The organism is Streptomyces roseifaciens (assembly GCF_001445655.1).
GTDB lineage: Bacteria > Actinomycetota > Actinomycetes > Streptomycetales > Streptomycetaceae > Streptomyces > Streptomyces aureoversilis.
In genome coordinates this window covers 644,863-661,177 of the sequence record NZ_LNBE01000003.1, presented here as the reverse complement: position 1 = coordinate 661,177, position 16,315 = coordinate 644,863, and the positions used below count along the sequence as shown (strand labels likewise).

Sequence of the window (16,315 nt, the reverse complement as noted above, 5' to 3'; positions counted from 1 at the left end):
CCATGTCGACGCTGAACAAGGACACGTCCGGCTCCCCCGCCCCCGGCCCCGGCGAACAGCCGGACGTCCTGGTCACCGGGGCGAGCGGGTTCATCGGCGGCCACCTCGTCCGCCGCCTCGCCGAGCGCGGCCACCGGGTGCGCGTGCTCGTCCGGGAGGGCAGCGATCGGTCGGGTTTCGCCGGCTCCGAAACCGACGCCGTCGTCGGCGACCTGAGCGACCTCGCGAGCCTGCACCGGGCCGTGGTCGGCGTGCGGCAGGTGTACAACTGCGCGGGGATGTCGGCGGACTGGGGCGCCTGGGAGGACTTCCGGCGCATCAACGTCACCGGCGCGGCCAACGTCGTCGAGGCCGCGGCCCACGCGGGCACGGTGCGGCGGGTGCTGCACGTCAGCACCACCGACGTCTACGGCTACCCCGTGCAGCCCTGCGACGAGCGCACCGAGCCGCGGGACACCGGCCTGCCCTACAACCGCAGCAAGCTGCTCGGCGAGCGGGCGGTGCGCGAGGCCGCCGGGCGCACCGGGGTGCCGGTGACGGTCGTCCGCCCGGTGTCCGTCTACGGGCCCGGCAGCAAGGACTTCGTCATCGAGATCGCGGACCTGCTGCTGCGCAAGCAGATGGTCTACATCCGCCAGGGCCGCGTCCCGGCCGGACTGCTGTACGTGGGCAACGCCGTGGACGCCATGATCGACGCGTGTGCGTCCGACGCGACGGCGGGACGCGCCTACAACCTGCGCGATCCCGAGCTCACGACGTGGCGCGAGTACATCGAGGCGCTCGCCCGCGGCCTGGGCGCGCCGCCGCCCAAGCTCAGCCTGCCCACGCCGGTGGCCACCCTCGTGGCGACGGTCTCGGAGAAGCTCTACGGCGCCTTCGGCATCAAGGCGCGGCCGGTCCTCACCCGACACGCGGTGCACCTCTTCGACCGCGACCAGTCGTACGGAATCGAGCGCGCACAGGAGGAGTTCGGCTTCAAGAGCCCGGTGGGCTTCGAGGAGGGCATGCGGCGCACGATCGCGTGGCTGGACTCGGCGGAGGGGCTCCGGCATGTCGCCCGTTGAGCCGCTCGTCGCCACCCTCCCCCGGGACGCCCTGTGGTTCCCGCGCTTCGGGGCGCCGCCGCCCGCCGCCGGCGCCGCGGGGACCGTGCTGATCTGCTTCCCGTACGCGGGCGGCACGGCCTCCGTCTACCGCGACTGGCGCGAGCACCTCGGCGGCGGCGTCGCCGACGTGGCCGCCCTGCAACTGCCGGGCCGCGGCCTGCGGATGCGCGAGGAGCCGTACACGTCCGCGGATCCGCTCGTGGCCGACGTGGCCGACGAGCTGGTGCGCCGGGGCCTGACCGGCGACTACGCGTTCTTCGGGCACAGCATGGGCGCGCTGCTGGCGTACGAGGTCGGCTGCGCGCTGCGGGAGCGCGGCGAGCCCGGGCCGCGGCACCTGTTCGTCTCCGGCAGCAGGGCGCCGCACCTGTACGGGGACCGCACCGAGCACCTGCTGCCCGACGCCGAGCTGCACCGGTTCGCGGCCGGCATCGGCGCGCTCGGCGACGGCGACCGGGCCCTGCTCAACGACGCCTACCTCGCGCGGAGGCTGCCCGTCCTCCGGGCGGACCTGCAGGTCTGCAACGGCTACCGCTGGCGGCCGCGCCGTCCGCTGGACTGCCCGATGACGGCGTTCTCCGCGAGCGACGACCCGGTCGCCGGGGCCGCGGAGGTGGAGGCGTGGCGCGCGTACACGACGAGCTCGTTCCTGCGCCACCACGTGCCCGGCGACCACTTCTTCCTCACCGCCGACGGCCCGTCGCGGGAGCGGCTGCTGCGGGAGCTGCGCGGTGAGCTCGCCCGCCTGCCCCGCGCCGCGGCCCTCACGACCACCGACGGGGCCGCCACGCCCCCCTCCGAGCAAAGGGATCCCTCATGGACGTACTGAGCCTGGTCAAGAGCGTCGGGAACCGCGTCGGGGAGCCCCTCGGCGACGCCCTGGCCGCCGTGCGGATCGTCGGCAACTGGCGGATGCCCCTGCTGCTCGCGGTGTCCAAGGGGATCATCACGCCCGTCTACCGGGCGGCCTTCCTCGCCTCCGCGACGGGCTCCGGCGTGCTGGGCCGGCTGGCCGTGCGCCCCTGCGACCTGGAGTCGCTGGCCGACAAGCTGGGCGCGACGCAGGACAAGCAGCGGCTGCGCGCCTGGCTGGAGATCGGGGTGCGCCTCGGCGAACTGGACAAGCGCGAGGGCTGCTACCGGCTCAAGAGCCTCGCCGCCCGCACCCTCGCGCGGGCCGGCAACGACGCCCTGGCCGCCGCCCTGGAGGAGGTGCTGCGCTTCCACGTGCCGGTGCTGCTCGGCGGCCCCCGGATGGCGGCGACCGGCGAGCGCTTCTCCCTGGGCGACCAGGACGGGCTCGTCATCGCCCGCTCGACGCGCGTGATCGAGCCGTTCGTGGAGGCGGCGATCGCGCGCACCCTCGACCGGGAGCGCCCCGTGCGGCTGCTGGAGATCGGCTGCGGCAGCGGCGTCCACGTGCGGCACGCGGCGCGGCTCAACCCGCGGCTGTCGGCCCTCGCCGTCGACATGCAGCAGGAGGTCGCGGAGACCGCCGCCAAGAACATGGCCGAGTGGGGGCTCTCCGACCGCGTCGAGACCCGCCAGGGCGACCTGCGCACCCTCGACCTGCAGCCGCAGTTCGACCTCGTGACGATGCACAACAACATCTACTACTTCGCCGAGGACGAGCGCGTGGCGGCGCTGGAGCGGGTGCGCTCGCTGCTGGCGCCCGGCGGACGGATCCTGCTCACCACGTCCTGCCAGGGCGGCAACATCGGCCTGGACGTGCTCGGTCTCTGGTTCGCCTACGCCGACTTCGGCGGCCCCCTGCCCCGCGAGGAGGAGCTCGTCGCGCAGCTGGAGCGCGCCGGGTTCACCGGCGTCGAGGCGGCCCGGCTCGTCCCGGGCGAGCAGTTCCGCGCCTTCACGGCCACCAGCAAGTAGTCCCCCCGCGCAGGCCCGAGCGTCCAGGAGAGCCCGACATGGCAACCCGTCCCCAAGACACCGCCACCCTCGCAGCGCAGACCGGCGACGTCGTCGACCTCGGCGGCCCCGGGCAGGCCGACCCCGCCGTCCTCGGCGGCAAGGCCGCCCGGCTCGCCGACATGATCGCGGCGGGGCTGCCGGTGCCGCCCGCCTTCTGCCTGACCACCGCGCTCTTCACCCGCTACCTCGCCGACACCGGCCTGGCCGGCAAGATCGAGGGCACCGAGGGCGGCACGGTCCGCGAGCTGATCCTCGCGACCCGCATCCCCGCCCCGATCGCCGACGAGATCCTCGCCGCCTACGAGAAGCTCGGCCGGCCGCGGGTGGCCGTGCGCTCCTCGGCGCTCAAGGAGGACTCGGCGGCGCGCTCCTTCGCCGGCCAGCACGACACGGTGCTGGACGTCGCGGGGGACGCGGCGCTGCTGGACGCCGTGCGGCAGTGCTGGGCGTCGCTGTGGTCCGCCCGGGCCACGGCCTACCGCGACGGCGCCACGGCCGGGGCGATGGCCGTCGTCGTCCAGGAGATGATCCACTGCGACGTCAGCGGCGTGCTGTTCACCGTCGACCCCGTCAGCGCCCGGCCGCACCGCGTGGTGGTCGAGGCCTGCCAGGGGCTGGGCGAGGGTCTGGTGTCCGGGCGGGTCTCCAGCGACCTGTTCGTCGTCGACGACGGCAGCCTGGAGGTCGTCGAGGAGCGGGTGCGCTACAAGGTGGCCAAGTGGGCGCCGCTGGCACCCGGGAAGATCGGGATGACGAAGGTCGACGCCGCCGACCGCAACGTCCCCTGCCTGGACCACGCGCAGCTCGCCGAGCTCGCGAAGCTCGGGCTGCGGGTGCGCGAGCACTACGGCAGCGAGCAGGACGTCGAATGGGGCCTGCGCGACGGCGCGTTCCACCTCTTCCAGACCCGCCCGATCACCACCCGGCCCGCCCCCGGCGACGCCGCGACGCGCACCGGGACGCTCAGCCCGTACGTGACGGAGCAGCCGGAAGCCGTCCGGCGGGGCACCCTGTGGTCCCGCATGGACATCGGCGAGATCTTCGTCGGGCTGATGACGCCGCTGGGCCTGAGCTTCGCGCGCTACTACCAGAAGAACGTCCACCTGGACTGCGCCGCGGCCCTCGGCGTCCGCGACACCGGCGAGGCCGACCTGCACATGGGCTACTACCAGGGGCACGTCTACCTCAACATCTCCTACAGCGCCTACCTCCTCGGCCAGGCCCTGCCGACGCGCAACCAGCGCCACTTCACCAAGCGGTTCGTCGGCGAGGAGGTCGAAGGAGGGGCGCTCGCCGACTACGAGAACCCCTTCGGGACGTTCCCGGGCGGCATGGAGGACCTGCGCTCCACCGCGCACTGGCTGCGCTTCACCGCCGCCGAGGCGGTGAAGATGAAGTCCCGGTCGGGCGAGATGGTCGCGTCGCGGCTCTACGAGTTCGACCGCGCCCGGCGGCTGGACCTCTCGCGCATGAGCCGCCGCGAGCTGCACGCCGAACTCACCCGCAACCTGGGCTACTTCCACGACATGCACATCGGCTACATGCCGTACTACATCAACGCCTTCGGGTTCTACGGGATCCTCACCGAGCTGTGCCGGCTGTGGCTCGGCGAGGAGGGCGAGAACCTGCAGAACCGCATCAAGACGGACATGTCCAGCCTGCGGACGGTGGAGTCCGCGAAGGAGATCTGGGCCGTCGCCCAGGCCGCCAAGGACCGGCCCCGGGTGCTGCGCATCATCAACGAGCAGCCGCTGGAGTCCGTCGAGGAGACGCTGCGCGCGGACGACGAGGGCGCCGTGTTCTGGGAGCGGCACATGGAGCCGTTCCTGCGCGCCAACGGCACCCGCGGCCACCAGGAGATGGAGATCACCCACCCGCGGTGGATCGACGACCCGTCGTACATCTTCCAGATGATCCGGCGCTACGCCTCCGACGGCTTCTCCGCCGACGACATCCTCAGGCGCAGCAGCGGCTACCGCGACGACTCGCGGGAGATCCTCACGAAGCTTTCGCTGCCGCAGCGCAAGGTGATCGAGACGGTCATCTCGCTGTACGCGCTGTGCAGCGAGCTGCGCGAGGCCACCCGGATGTCGATGATCACCTCGATCTGGCTGGTGCGCAACGTGGTGTACGAGGTGGGCCGGCGCCTGGTGGACAAGGGCGTCCTGCACTCCCTCGACGAGGTCGCCCACCTCGACTTCGAGGACGTGCGGGCCTACCTGGCCGGGGAGGCCGGCGAGCCGGAGGCCTTCTCCCGGGAGCGGATCGACGAGGCCCGGCGCGTCCACGAGTACCGCAAGCGGCTGCCGGAGCCGCCGCTGACGTTCATCGGCGAGCACGACATCACCCAGGCCGTGCGGCCCGCCCCCGACGGGGCCCGGCTCAGCGGGCTGGGGGCGAGCCCCGGGCGGGTCGTCGGCCGCGCCCGCATCGTGGAGGACCTCGCCTGGCAGGCCGACGAGTTCGAGGCCGGCGAGATCCTCGTGACCCGCTACACCGACGCCTCGTGGACGCCGCTGTTCGCCATCGCCGGCGGCGTGGTCACCGACGTCGGCTCGATGCTGTCGCACAGCTCGATCGTCTCCCGCGAGTTCCACGTGCCGTCGGTCGTGAACACCAAGTACGCGACGCAGCGCATCAACACCGGGGACATGGTCATGGTCGACGGCGACACGGGGACGGTCGAGGTCGTCGAAGGCTGACCACCCGCCCACCCCGTCAGGAGCAACTGCCCGAGGAGAGAACGAAGATGATCCCCAACCAGTGGTATCCGATACTCGAGGCGAAGGACGTAGGCAACGGCAAGCCCACCGGCGTCCGCCGCATGGGCGAGGAACTGGTGCTGTGGCGCGACCTCGACGGCAACCTGGTCTGCCAGGGCGCGCGCTGCCCGCACAAGGGCGCGAACCTCGCCGACGGCCGGATGAAGGGCAACACCGTCGAGTGCCCCTACCACGGCTTCCGCTACGGCCCCGACGGCGCGTGCAAGGCCGTTCCCGCGATGGGCTCGGGGGCCCGCATACCCCGCTCGCTGCGGGTGCCCACGCACCCGGTGCGGGAAGCACACGGGCTGGTGTGGCTGTGGTGGGGCGAGGAGCGGGCCGAGGCCGGCCTGCCGGACATCCAGATCGCGCCGGTCGTCGCGGACAACCCCAAGGCCCACTCGACGACGCACTGGACCCGCCCGGTCCACTACACCCGCTACATCGAAAGCCTGCTCGAGTTCTACCACGTCACGTACGTCCACCGTGATCACTGGTTCAACTACATCGACTACCTGTTCCTCTACGGGACGGCGCGCAAGCTGGGCCTGGACGGCAAGGAGCGCTACCTCGCGGCGACGAAGATCGTCAACCACAAGCTGGAGACCGAGGGCCAGACGCTGCGCTACTCCTTCGACCACCAGGAGGAGGCGGACCCGAAGAACAGCACGCACTACGTCATCACGTTCACCTTCCCCTGCCAGGTCCACGTCCAGACCGAGCAGTTCGAGGCGACGTCGTGGCTGGTCCCCGTCGACGACGGGCACACCGAGCACATCCTGCGCTGGTACGAGTACCCGGCGTTCAAGCCGCTCCTCCGAGCGGAGAAGCTGCGGCGCATCCTGCCGTGGGCCTCCCTCTACATGGAGAAGTGGATCCAGGACGTCCAGGACGTCCGCATCATGGAGCGGCAGGAGCCGAAGATCAGCGAGGGCGGCGTCAGCAAGTTCATCCCCGTCGACGAACTGAACGCCAAGTACTTGGCGATCCGCTCGCGGCTGATCCAGGAGGCCACGGCGCCTGCGGCGGGCGAGAAGCCCGGGACGGCGGCCACGCAGGAGTCCGCGGCACAGCCGGCGCCTGCAGCGAAGCCGGCATCTGCGAACGGCCGCCGGACGGCGAGGACGGGGGCGGCACCGGCGAGCCCCGCGCGCTGAACCGGTGCGAGGCCGGGCCTGTCCGGTACCGCACGGAAATGCAGCAGAACCCCGGCTCAGGAGCCGGGGTTCTGCTGCTGTGGCTCGACCGGCGTCAGCCGTGCGCCTCCGCCGTGGCCGGCTTCGGGATGAGGAAGGACGTCGCGAGGGCGGCGACCATGATCACGACACCCGCGATCATGCCGGCGGTGTAGCCGGTGGACGAGGCCGGGTCGGCCGGCTGCACGGCGGTCTTCACCGCGTACAGCAGGGCGAAGCTCAGGCCCGCGCCGAGGTTGAACGCGCCCGCGTTGAGACCGGGCAGGAAGCCCGGGTTCTCCTTGGGCGACAGCACGATGCCCAGGCCGTTGAGCACGATGTTCGCCACACCCGCGTAGGTGATGCCGACCAGCAGCGAGGCCACCAGCAGCAGGACGCGCGAGTGCGCCGGGATGGTGAGGATCATCAGGACGACGGACGCCGCCGACCCCACGAGACCCAGGCGCAGGACGCGCCCGTAGCCGAAGGTGGCCGCGAGCCGGCCGGCGACCGGCCCCATGGCGAGGCCCGCGAGGGCGTACGGGGTGAGCGTCCACCACGCGGAGGCCTCGGCGGACATCCCCAGGCCCGCCTCGGCGTCCTGGGCGAGGGAGGGGATGAGGCCGTTCATGACGGCGAAGACGCCGGTCATGGTGAGCGTGGTGGTCAGCAGGGTGGCCCAGGTCCCGCGCTGCTTGAGGTGCCGGGTGGCGACCAGCGGGTGGCCGCTGCGGTCCTCGGTGCGCCAGAACAGGGCGAAGGCGACGGCGGAGACGGCCGTCAGCCCGGCGACCATCGGCCAGCGGGCATCGCCCAGCTTGCCGGCCTCGTTGAGCGCGATGAGCAGCGAGCCGACGGAGACGACGAGCAGGGCCACGCCCGGCCAGTCCATCCGGTCGGCGGCCGCGACCTTGCTCTCGGGCGTCAGGGTGGCGACCAGGACGGTGGCGACGACGGCCACGACGGCCATCGCCCAGAAGACGGCCTGGAAGCCGTGGTTGTCCGCGAGGAAGCCGCCCGCGAGGGAGTCCACACCGGCGACGCCGCCGTTGACGGCCGTGATCACACCGAGGAGGGTGCCGTAGCGCTTCGGCTCGGTCACCTCGACCCGCAGCATGATCAGGCACAGGGGGACGGTGGGCCCGGACGCGCCCTGCAGGATCCGTCCGGCGAACAGCATGGGCACGCTCTCCGCCAGCGCCGCGACCACGCACCCGACGGCCATCAGGGCCAGCATGCCGGCCAGGACCTTGCGGCGTCCGATGACGTCGCCGAGGCGCGGCAGGAAGAGCGAGAACAGGGCGGCCGACGTGAAGAACGCGGTCTGGGTGAGGCCGATCTCGGCGGAGCTGGCGCCGAGGCTGTCCTCGATGCTCTTCAGCGCGGGGCTGAGCATGCTGGCGTTGAGCTGGAAGGCGACACAGGCCGTGAGCAGCGCGGCGACCAGCACGCCCACCCGGACGGGACGGCGGCCCGTCACATCGGCGGACCGGTCACCGGTGGCGCGCCCGGCGCGCTCGGTGGTGGAAGGGTTCATGCCTCGTGGATCTCTGATAGTTCAGGGCACACGGAAAAACCCCAGCCCGGCTGGGGTTTCAAGGGTGTCCAAGGATGTGTCCGACCCCCTCACCGGGCGCTCCCGACAGGCCCCTGACCTGCGGAAACGCCCCCCGAGAGGGGACGCTTCGTACCATATTACCCGCTCCGGCGAGCCCGCGGCCCCAGGGCTTCGGCACATGGTGGCCGTACCCCTCTCCTGGACGGCGAGCGATGAGATCCGGCCAGGTTCGCCGGACGGGCGCGGGGGCATGCAACCTGGCGGCTGCATTTGCCATGTATCTCGGTGTCGGCACGAATGCGCTGCTCACTGCGGGTGCGGTCGGCCGACGGACGTCAACGGTGCGCCCCGGCGCACCTTCCCCGCCCGCTCCGTCCTCCCGAGGTTCCCGTGCACACCCACTCGCTCGGCTCTCGCGGCCGCCCGGCCGTGACGCCCCGTCAAGGCCCCCCGGATCCCGCCGCCCCCACGGCCTGCCGGCGGTGCTCGTGACCACCGGGAGACCGGGCGGCGGCCCCTGGACGATCGCCCTGCCCCTGCCCGACCAGAAATCGTCCGTCATCCTCACCGGTATGGCCCTCGTCCTGGTGGCGCTCCTCTGGTGGCTGATCCGGGCGGTGGCACGGCAGGGCGGGTTCCGCCGGGCCTGCCGCCGGGTGGCGTGGGAGCTGCGGGTGACCCGGCGGGCCTTCGCCCAGCCCTTCCGCGCCCGCGGCCTGCACCGGCGCCGTTTCCGCACGCTGACGTCGTTCTTCGCCGACCCGGCCGTCCCCGCCCTGGTCGACAACGCCCTCACCGGTGCGGAGCGGGCGGCCGGGGAGGGCTGTCACGCACCGGCGGCCGCGGTGAGCGCCGACCGGCGGCGCGTCGCGGTCGTCGTCGCCGGGCGCAGCCCGCGCGCGGCCGCGGTGAGCGCCGACCGCGACGCGGCGGCGCGGCCGACGCTGCCGCGTCGGGGACGATCGCCGCGGCCGCCGGTGCGTGACAGCCCTCCCCGGCCGCCCGCTCCGCACCGGTGAGGATGACGGACGATTTCTGGTCGGGCAGGGGCAGGGCGATCGTCCCCGACCCGGCCGTCCCCGCCCTGGTCGACAACGCCCTCACCGGTATGGCCCTCGTCCTGGTGGCGCTCCTCTGGTGGCTGATCCGGGCGGTGGCACGGCAGGGCGGGTTCCGCCGGGCCGTCGGCGAGCAGGTCGAGTTGCGCGGCCAGGGCCTGGAGGACGCTGCGGACCACCCGGGCGTCGCCCTCCAGGCTCAGGGCGGGCGGTCCGCTCGTCCAGTCGGCGACGACCGTCGCGCCCGAGAGCCGGTCGACGCCGATGACCAGCGGCAGCGTCGGCCGCGCCGCCGGTCGGCGCTCACCGCGGCCGTGGCAGCAGGGGCCGGCGGCGAGCCGGGCGACTGGACCTGGTCGGCCGAGGCCGCGGCGCCCTGGCGGGAGGCCGGCGGCGAGCCGGGCGACTGGACCTGGTCGGCCGAGGCCGCGGCGATCGTCCCCGACGCGGCGGCGCGGCCGACGCTGCCGCTGGTCATCGGCGTCGACCGGCTCTCGGGCGCGACGGTCGTCGCCGACTGGACGAGCGGACCGCCCGCCCTGAGCCTGGAGGGCGACGCCCGGGTGGTCCGCAGCGTCCTCCAGGCCCTGGCCGCGCAACTCGACCTGCTCGCCGACGGCCCGGCGGTACAGGTCGCCCGGGGCGTCCACCCGCGCTTCCCCGGCCGGGAACTCGACCGCATCCTCGACGAGCTGGAGGCCACGGGAACGGCTGACGCCGAACCGGTGGTGCTCGTGTGCTGGACCCCGACACCCGCCCAGCGGGAGCGACTGGCCGGCCTCTGCGCCTCGGGCCGGGTCCGTGCCCTGATCGGCGGCCGCCTGCCGGGACACTGCTGGACCCTGCACGCCGAGCCCGGCGGACGACTCCTGGGCCCGGGCACCGGCATCGACGTGGAATCCGCCGCGCTGAGCCGGGCGGTGGGCACCGCCATAAAGAAATTCCGCCGCCGCGGCACGGGCTGGTGGACCGCCCGCGACCGGCCGGCTCCGCCTACCGGTCCGGGGGGCGGCGACGGCGGCGGTCAGGAACCGGTGACGCGGGGGCGACCTGAGACGGAGTCCGGGGTCGTAGCCGGGGCTGGTGCCGGGGCCGGGGCGGCTGCCCGGGCCGGTGGCGCTGCCGCTGCCGAAGCGGGGGCTGCTGCCGGAGCCGGGGCCGAAGCCACTGCCGGCACTGGTGCCGGGGCCGGCACTGGTGCTGGTGCCGGAACCGGTGCTGGTGCTGGTGCTGGTGCCGGAGCTGGGGTTGGGGCCGAAGCGAAGACCGCTGCTGAAGCCGGGACCGAAGCCGGTGCCGGGGGCCGGGCTATTGCCGGGGCCGGGGCCGGGGCCGGGACTGCTGTCGGGGCCAATGCCACTGCCGGCACTTGCGCCGGGGCCGAAGCCGCGGCCAGCGCTGAACCCGAGGCCATAACCCGGGCCGAGGCTTCCGCCGCTGCCGGAGCCGGGGTCGGGGCGAAGGCCTGTGCTGATGCCGAGGCCTCGGCCGCTGTCGGGGGCGAAACGGGTGCCCGTGCTGGTACCGGGACCCGTGCTGGTGCCACGGCCGAAGGCGGGGCCGGACACCTGCCCGTGCCGGGACCTGCCGGGTCCCCGCCGTCCGCCGTGCCCGTCCCGGGCCACGAGCCGGAGGCCGGCCGAGCGTCCGGGCCGGGCGGCTCCGCCTCGGCCGCGCCGGAGCCGGGCGCGGGTTCCGGGGCCGGTTCCCCGGCCCCGTCCACGACGGGGGCCGGAACCGCCCCCGTGACGGCCGCGCCCGGCCCCCGCCGAGGCGACTCCACCGGCGACGGGCCGACCACCACCGCCCTCCCATCCGGCGCCGACGCCGGATCCTCGGCCCCCGCCGCCCCCGCCCCGCTCGGGGACGACTTCGCCGAGCCGGGCGTGCCGGCCCCGGCCGCCACGCCCCCGGCGCCCTCGGGTCCTTCCGGCTCCTTGCTCGAGCCGGAGCCCGAGCCGGGGCACGGGGGCGGGAAGGGTTCCCGGCCCGCCTCCGGCGTCTCCGCCGCTCCCCGTACTCACCCGGATCGGACCCCCGAACGCCCATGAGACTCTTCGTCAGCCTCGCCTCGTCCTCCTCCGCCGACCGGGAAGTCGTCCTGGACGCCCCCGGCGCCGCCACCGTCGGGGCCCTCGCCGCGCAGCTCGGCGGGGTCGCGGGGGACGGCGTCGAGCCGCCCGTCCTCCATCTCGGCAGCCGCCCGCTCCCGGCCGACGCCACGCTCACCGCCGCGGGGATCCGTGACGGCGTCCGGCTGGGGCTCGGCCGCCCCGCCGACGCGGAGTCCGCCGCCTACGGCGCACCCCGCGGTGAACTTCCTCCGCCGTCCCGCACTCCCGACGGCGAGCGCCTGCCGCGCGGCGCGGGCGTGGAGCTGCAGCTCGTCGGCGGCCGCGGTGCCGGTCGCGTCTGGGCGCTGGCGCCGGGCACGCACGGTGTCGGCCCGCAGCCGGGCGGTTCCGTCCGCCTGGAGGGGCGGGACGTGCCGCCGTCGGGGGTGCGGGTCACCGTGCGGCCCGACGGCACGGTCCTCCTCCACACCGGCGAGCAGGACGCGCACGTCGCGCTCTCCCTGCCCGTGCCGCCGCCCGACCGGCCGCGCGCCGACGCGACGCCGCTGCCGCCGGCGCCGCCGGGCGACCTCCCCGATCCGGACGCCGACACCGCCGAGCCGCTCCCGCCGGGCTGGTGCGTGTGGCCGCTGGGCGGCGAGCTCGCCCTCGGGGAGTTCCTGCTGCGGGTGGCGGAGCCGACCGAGGCGGACGCCGCCCTCGCGGTGTCCGCGGACGGCGCCCACCTGGACTTCAACCGGCCGCCGCGCATCGTGCCGCCGCTGCAGCCGGAGCGCTTCGTCCTGCCCGCTCCGCCCGTCGCGCCCGCCCACCGGGCGATCCCGCTGCTGATGATGCTGTCGCCCCTGGTCATGGGCATCGGCATGGTCGTCTTCCTCAAGTCGTACTACTACTTGGTGTTCGCGCTCTTCAGCCCGGTGCTGGCGCTCGCGAACCACTGGAGCGGCAAGCGGACCGGCTGGCGCGACTACGTGGCCGCCGCCGCCAGCTACCGGACGCGCCGGGCGTCGCTGGAGGAGGACGTCCAGGCCAAGGTGGACCGCGAGCGCGCGTTGCGGACCGAGGCGGCCCCGGACCCCGCGACCGCGGGCCTGTGGGCGGTCGGCCCGGGCGCCCGGCTCTGGGAGCGCCAGCGCTCGCACGCCGACCACCTCCACGTGCGCGTCGGCACCGTCCGGCAGCCGTCCCTGCTCACCATCGACGACGCCGCACGCGAGGACAACCACCGCTCCGTCCACTGGGACATCCCCGACATGCCGATCGGGGTGGACCTGGTGGGCGACGGGGTGCTCGGCATCGCCGGCGAGCGCGAGGCCACCGCGGCCCTGGCCCGCTGGGCGGTCGCCCAGGCGGCGATCCTGCACAGTCCGCGCGACGTCCGGATCACCGTGCTCACCGACGCTGCGGGCGCGGCCGGCTGGGAGTGGGTGCGCTGGCTGCCGCACGCCCGCCCGGGACAGGGCGGCGTGGCCGCCCCGGCCGCGGGCGGACCGGCGGTGACCCTCGGCAACGACCCCGAGACCGTCGCCGCCCGGGTCACCGAGCTCGTCTCGGCCGTCCGGTCCCGCAGCCGCGCCCGGGAGTCCGGGCTGGGCGGGACGCTGATCGCCGAACCCGACCTGCTCGTCGTCCTCGACGGGGCGCGCCTGCTGCGCGACGTCCCCGGCATGATCCAGGTCCTCAAGGAGGGGCCCGCCGTGCGGGTCTTCCTGATCTGCGTCGACCGCGAGGAGCGGATGCTCCCGGAGGAGTGCGTGTCGGTCTGCTCCGTCGGCGCCCGCGAACTCACGCTGCGCCGCACGGGCAGGACCGACGTGACCACGGCCCGCCCGGACCTGGTCGACGCCGAATGGTGCGAGCGGATCGCCCGTGCCCTGGCGCCCGTGCGCGACGTGACCCCCGACGGCTCGGACGGCCTCCCCGCCGAGGTCGGGCTGCTGCGGCTGCTCGGCCTCGAACCGCCCCACGGGGACGAGTTCGTCCGCAGGTGGGAGCAGCAGCCCGCGTCCACCAGCATGCTGCTGGGCTCCGGCTATTCCGGGCCCGTCGCCTTCGACCTCGTCAAGGACGGCCCGCACGCCCTGATCGCGGGGACCACGGGCGCGGGCAAGTCCGAGCTGCTGCAGACGCTGGTGGCCACCCTCGCCGCGGCCAACCGGCCGGACGAGATGACCTTCGTGCTGGTCGACTACAAGGGCGGGAGCGCCTTCAAGGACTGCGTGCGGCTGCCGCACACCCTCGGCATGGTCACCGACCTGGACAGCCACCTCGTCGAGCGCGCCCTCACCTCGCTGGGCGCCGAACTGCTCCGCCGCGAGCACGTCCTCGCGGCGGTCGGCGCCAAGGACCACGCCGAGTACCGGGCGATGCGGCGGCGGAACCCGTCCCTCGCACCGCTGCCCCGGCTGGTCCTGGTCATCGACGAGTTCGCCACGCTCGCCCGGGACGTGCAGGAGTTCATCCCGGGGCTGGTCTCCATCGCGCAGCGCGGCCGCTCCCTCGGCATCCACCTGGTGCTGGCGACGCAGCGGCCCGCCGGAGTGGTCACCGCCGACATCCGGGCCAACACCAACCTGCGGATCTCCCTGCGCGTGACCGACGCCGCGGACAGCCAGGACGTCCTGGAGGTCAACGACGCCGTCGGCATCTCCGCCGGCACGCCCGGCCGGGCGCTGGCCCGGATCGGGCACCGGTCGGTCCTGCCGTTCCAGACCGCCTACGCGGGCACGCCGCGCGAGGACGGGCCGGCGGCGGAGGCCGGGCCGGTCCCGGTGCAGCCGGAACGGCCCGTCACCGCCGCCGACATCCGGGCGACGGACGTGACGTGGGCGCAGCTCGGGCGCCCGGCGCCCGCACCGGGCCCGGACCGTGCCGCGGAGGACGACGCCGGCCTCCTGGACGACCCCTCGGCCGCGACCGACCTGACCGCGCTCGTCGAGGCCGTCCAGGAGGCGGCCACGGCCCTCGGCATCCCGCAGCAGCCGAGCCCGTGGCTGCCGCCGCTGCCGCACCGTCTCACCCTGGACGACCTGGACGACCTGACGAACCGGTCCGTTCCCGCGGGGCTTCCCGACGGGTACCTCGCCCCGGTCCCGTGGGCGCTCGCCGACGTCCCGGGCGCCCAGTGCCAGGAGGCCCTGGAGCTGGACCTCAACGCCTTCGGGCACCTCTACGTCATCGGGACGCCGCGCTCGGGCCGGACCCAGGTGCTGCGCACCCTCGCCGGGGCGCTCGCCCGCCGCCATTCCACGGCGGACGTGCACCTGTACGGCATCGACGCGGGGGGCGGCGCGCTCGCCGCCCTCCACCCGCTGCCGCACTGCGGGGCAGTCGTGCCGCGCGCCGACCTGGAGCGCATCGGCCGGCTGCTGGCCCGGCTCATGGCCGAGACGGCCCGCCGTCAGGAGCTGCTGGCCGCGCACGGCGCCTCCGGGCTGGCCGAACTGCGGTCGCTGCTGCGGCCGGAGGACCGCCCGGCGCACGTCGTGGTCCTCGTCGACGGCTGGGACTCGCTGGTCGCCCTGCTCGGCGACCACGACGGCGGCCGTTACGTCCACGAGCTCACCGCCCTCATCCGGGAGGGCGCGCCCCTGGGCATCCATGTGGTCGCCACCTCGGAGCGGGCCCTGCTCACCGGCAAGGCCGCCGCGCTCAACGACGACCGGCTGCTGCTCCGGCTGACCGACCGCACCGAGTACACGCTCGCGGGCGTGGCGGCCCGGCGGATCCCCGAGCTGGTGCCGCCGGGCCGGGGCTGGCGCGGCGGCAGCGGCACCGAGGTCCAGGTGGCCCTGCTGGGCCGCCCCGCGGAGGGCGCCGCCGCCCCGGTCGGCGGCCGCGACCAGGCGGAGGCGCTGCGGGAGATCGGTGCGCGGGCGGAGCGGCGCGACCGCGCCGTGCCGGCCGCGCGGCGTCCCGCGAAGGTGCTCACCCTGCCCGCGAGGATCGCCTTCGCCGACGCGTACGACAAGGTGCCCGAGGCGCAGCGGCGGCCGCTGTGGGGCCTGCTGGGCATCAGCGGCGACGACCTGGCGCCGCTCGGCGTGGACTTCGCGGCGGACGCCCCGTCGTTCCTGATCAGCGGCCCGCCCGGAACGGGGCGTTCCACGACGCTGGCGTCCCTCGCGGTCTCCCTGCTGGCCGGGGGCACGCGGGTGGTCGCCCTCACGCCGCGCGAATCGCCGTTGCGCGGGCTGGCCCGGCACCCGCTGGCGACCGTGCTGGCGCAGGCCGATCCGCCCGAGGAGGACGTGCGGGCCGCCCTCGACGCGGGCACCGGCCCGGCCGTGGTGCTGGTCGACGACGCGGACCTGCTGTCCTCGATGCCCGCGGCCGACGAGGTGCTGCGCGACATCGCAGCGACCGGTCGCGACCGGGGCATCGGCCTGGCGGCCGCGGGCACTCCGGAGGCGCTGACCTCCGCCGGGTTCGGCTGGCTGGGGCAGGCGCGCAGGCTCCGCAAGGGACTGCTGCTGGCCCCGCAGTCCCCGAGCGAGGGGGACATGCTCGGAGTGCGGCTCCCGTACGACCTGCTGCGCTCGCGGCCCGTGCCCGGGCGCGGGCTGACGGTGGATCCGGTGACGGGGGACCTGGTCTCCCTCCTCGTGCCGGAGACCGTGCTGCAGGAGGGGTGAGGACGCACGAGGCGCCCC

The 16,315-nt window shown here is 74.8% G+C and carries 9 protein-coding genes; 8 read left to right on the top strand and 1 reads right to left on the bottom strand.

The genetic code is table 11. From position 1 onward, the window contains the following. The first annotated feature begins 2 nt into the window (after positions 1 to 2). Genes AS857_RS08805 through AS857_RS38735 form a run of 5 tightly spaced genes read left to right on the top strand, consistent with a single transcriptional unit; the run spans position 3 to position 6,954 of the window. Positions 3 to 1,064, top strand: coding sequence for an NAD-dependent epimerase/dehydratase family protein (locus tag AS857_RS08805; protein WP_058042569.1), 1,062 nt, complete (start codon positions 3 to 5; stop codon positions 1,062 to 1,064). Continuing rightward, positions 1,051 to 1,935 (top strand): thioesterase II family protein, encoded by an 885-nt coding sequence (locus AS857_RS08800; RefSeq protein ID WP_058042568.1) that lies wholly within the window; start codon positions 1,051 to 1,053, stop codon positions 1,933 to 1,935. Before AS857_RS08805 ends, AS857_RS08800 begins: the two co-directional genes overlap by 14 nt. Beyond that, positions 1,923 to 2,993, top strand: coding sequence for a class I SAM-dependent methyltransferase (locus AS857_RS08795; RefSeq protein ID WP_058042567.1), 1,071 nt, complete (start codon positions 1,923 to 1,925; stop codon positions 2,991 to 2,993). Before AS857_RS08800 ends, AS857_RS08795 begins: the two co-directional genes overlap by 13 nt. 38 nt (positions 2,994 to 3,031) lie before the next feature. Further along, positions 3,032 to 5,737 (top strand): undecylprodigiosin ligase RedH, encoded by a 2,706-nt coding sequence (redH, locus tag AS857_RS08790; protein ID WP_058042566.1) that lies wholly within the window; start codon positions 3,032 to 3,034, stop codon positions 5,735 to 5,737. Positions 5,738 to 5,784: 47 nt separating this feature from the next. Next, positions 5,785 to 6,954 (top strand): aromatic ring-hydroxylating oxygenase subunit alpha, encoded by a 1,170-nt coding sequence (locus AS857_RS38735; protein ID WP_058042565.1) that lies wholly within the window; start codon positions 5,785 to 5,787, stop codon positions 6,952 to 6,954. Positions 6,955 to 7,048: 94 nt separating this feature from the next. Here the strand turns inward: AS857_RS38735 and uriT are convergent, their stop codons facing one another. Continuing rightward, positions 7,049 to 8,509, bottom strand: a complete 1,461-nt coding sequence (uriT, locus tag AS857_RS08780) for a uridine transporter UriT (RefSeq protein WP_058042564.1) — start codon at positions 8,507 to 8,509, stop codon at positions 7,049 to 7,051. Positions 8,510 to 9,018: 509 nt separating this feature from the next. Here uriT and AS857_RS08775 point away from each other — a divergent pair. The 3 genes from AS857_RS08775 to AS857_RS08765 are packed head-to-tail and all read left to right on the top strand — an operon-like array spanning position 9,019 to position 16,297. Continuing rightward, positions 9,019 to 9,549, top strand: a complete 531-nt coding sequence (locus AS857_RS08775; protein WP_144440762.1) for a hypothetical protein — start codon at positions 9,019 to 9,021, stop codon at positions 9,547 to 9,549. A gap of 2 nt (positions 9,550 to 9,551) precedes the next feature. Continuing rightward, the gene (locus AS857_RS39865) at positions 9,552 to 11,639 is read left to right on the top strand and encodes a hypothetical protein (protein ID WP_058042562.1); all 2,088 of its coding nucleotides are present in this window, start codon (positions 9,552 to 9,554) and stop codon (positions 11,637 to 11,639) included. Beyond that, positions 11,636 to 16,297: an FtsK/SpoIIIE domain-containing protein gene (locus AS857_RS08765; RefSeq protein ID WP_058042561.1), complete on the top strand. Its 4,662-nt coding sequence runs from the start codon at positions 11,636 to 11,638 to the stop codon at positions 16,295 to 16,297. Before AS857_RS39865 ends, AS857_RS08765 begins: the two co-directional genes overlap by 4 nt. The last annotated feature ends 18 nt before the right edge of the window (positions 16,298 to 16,315 follow it).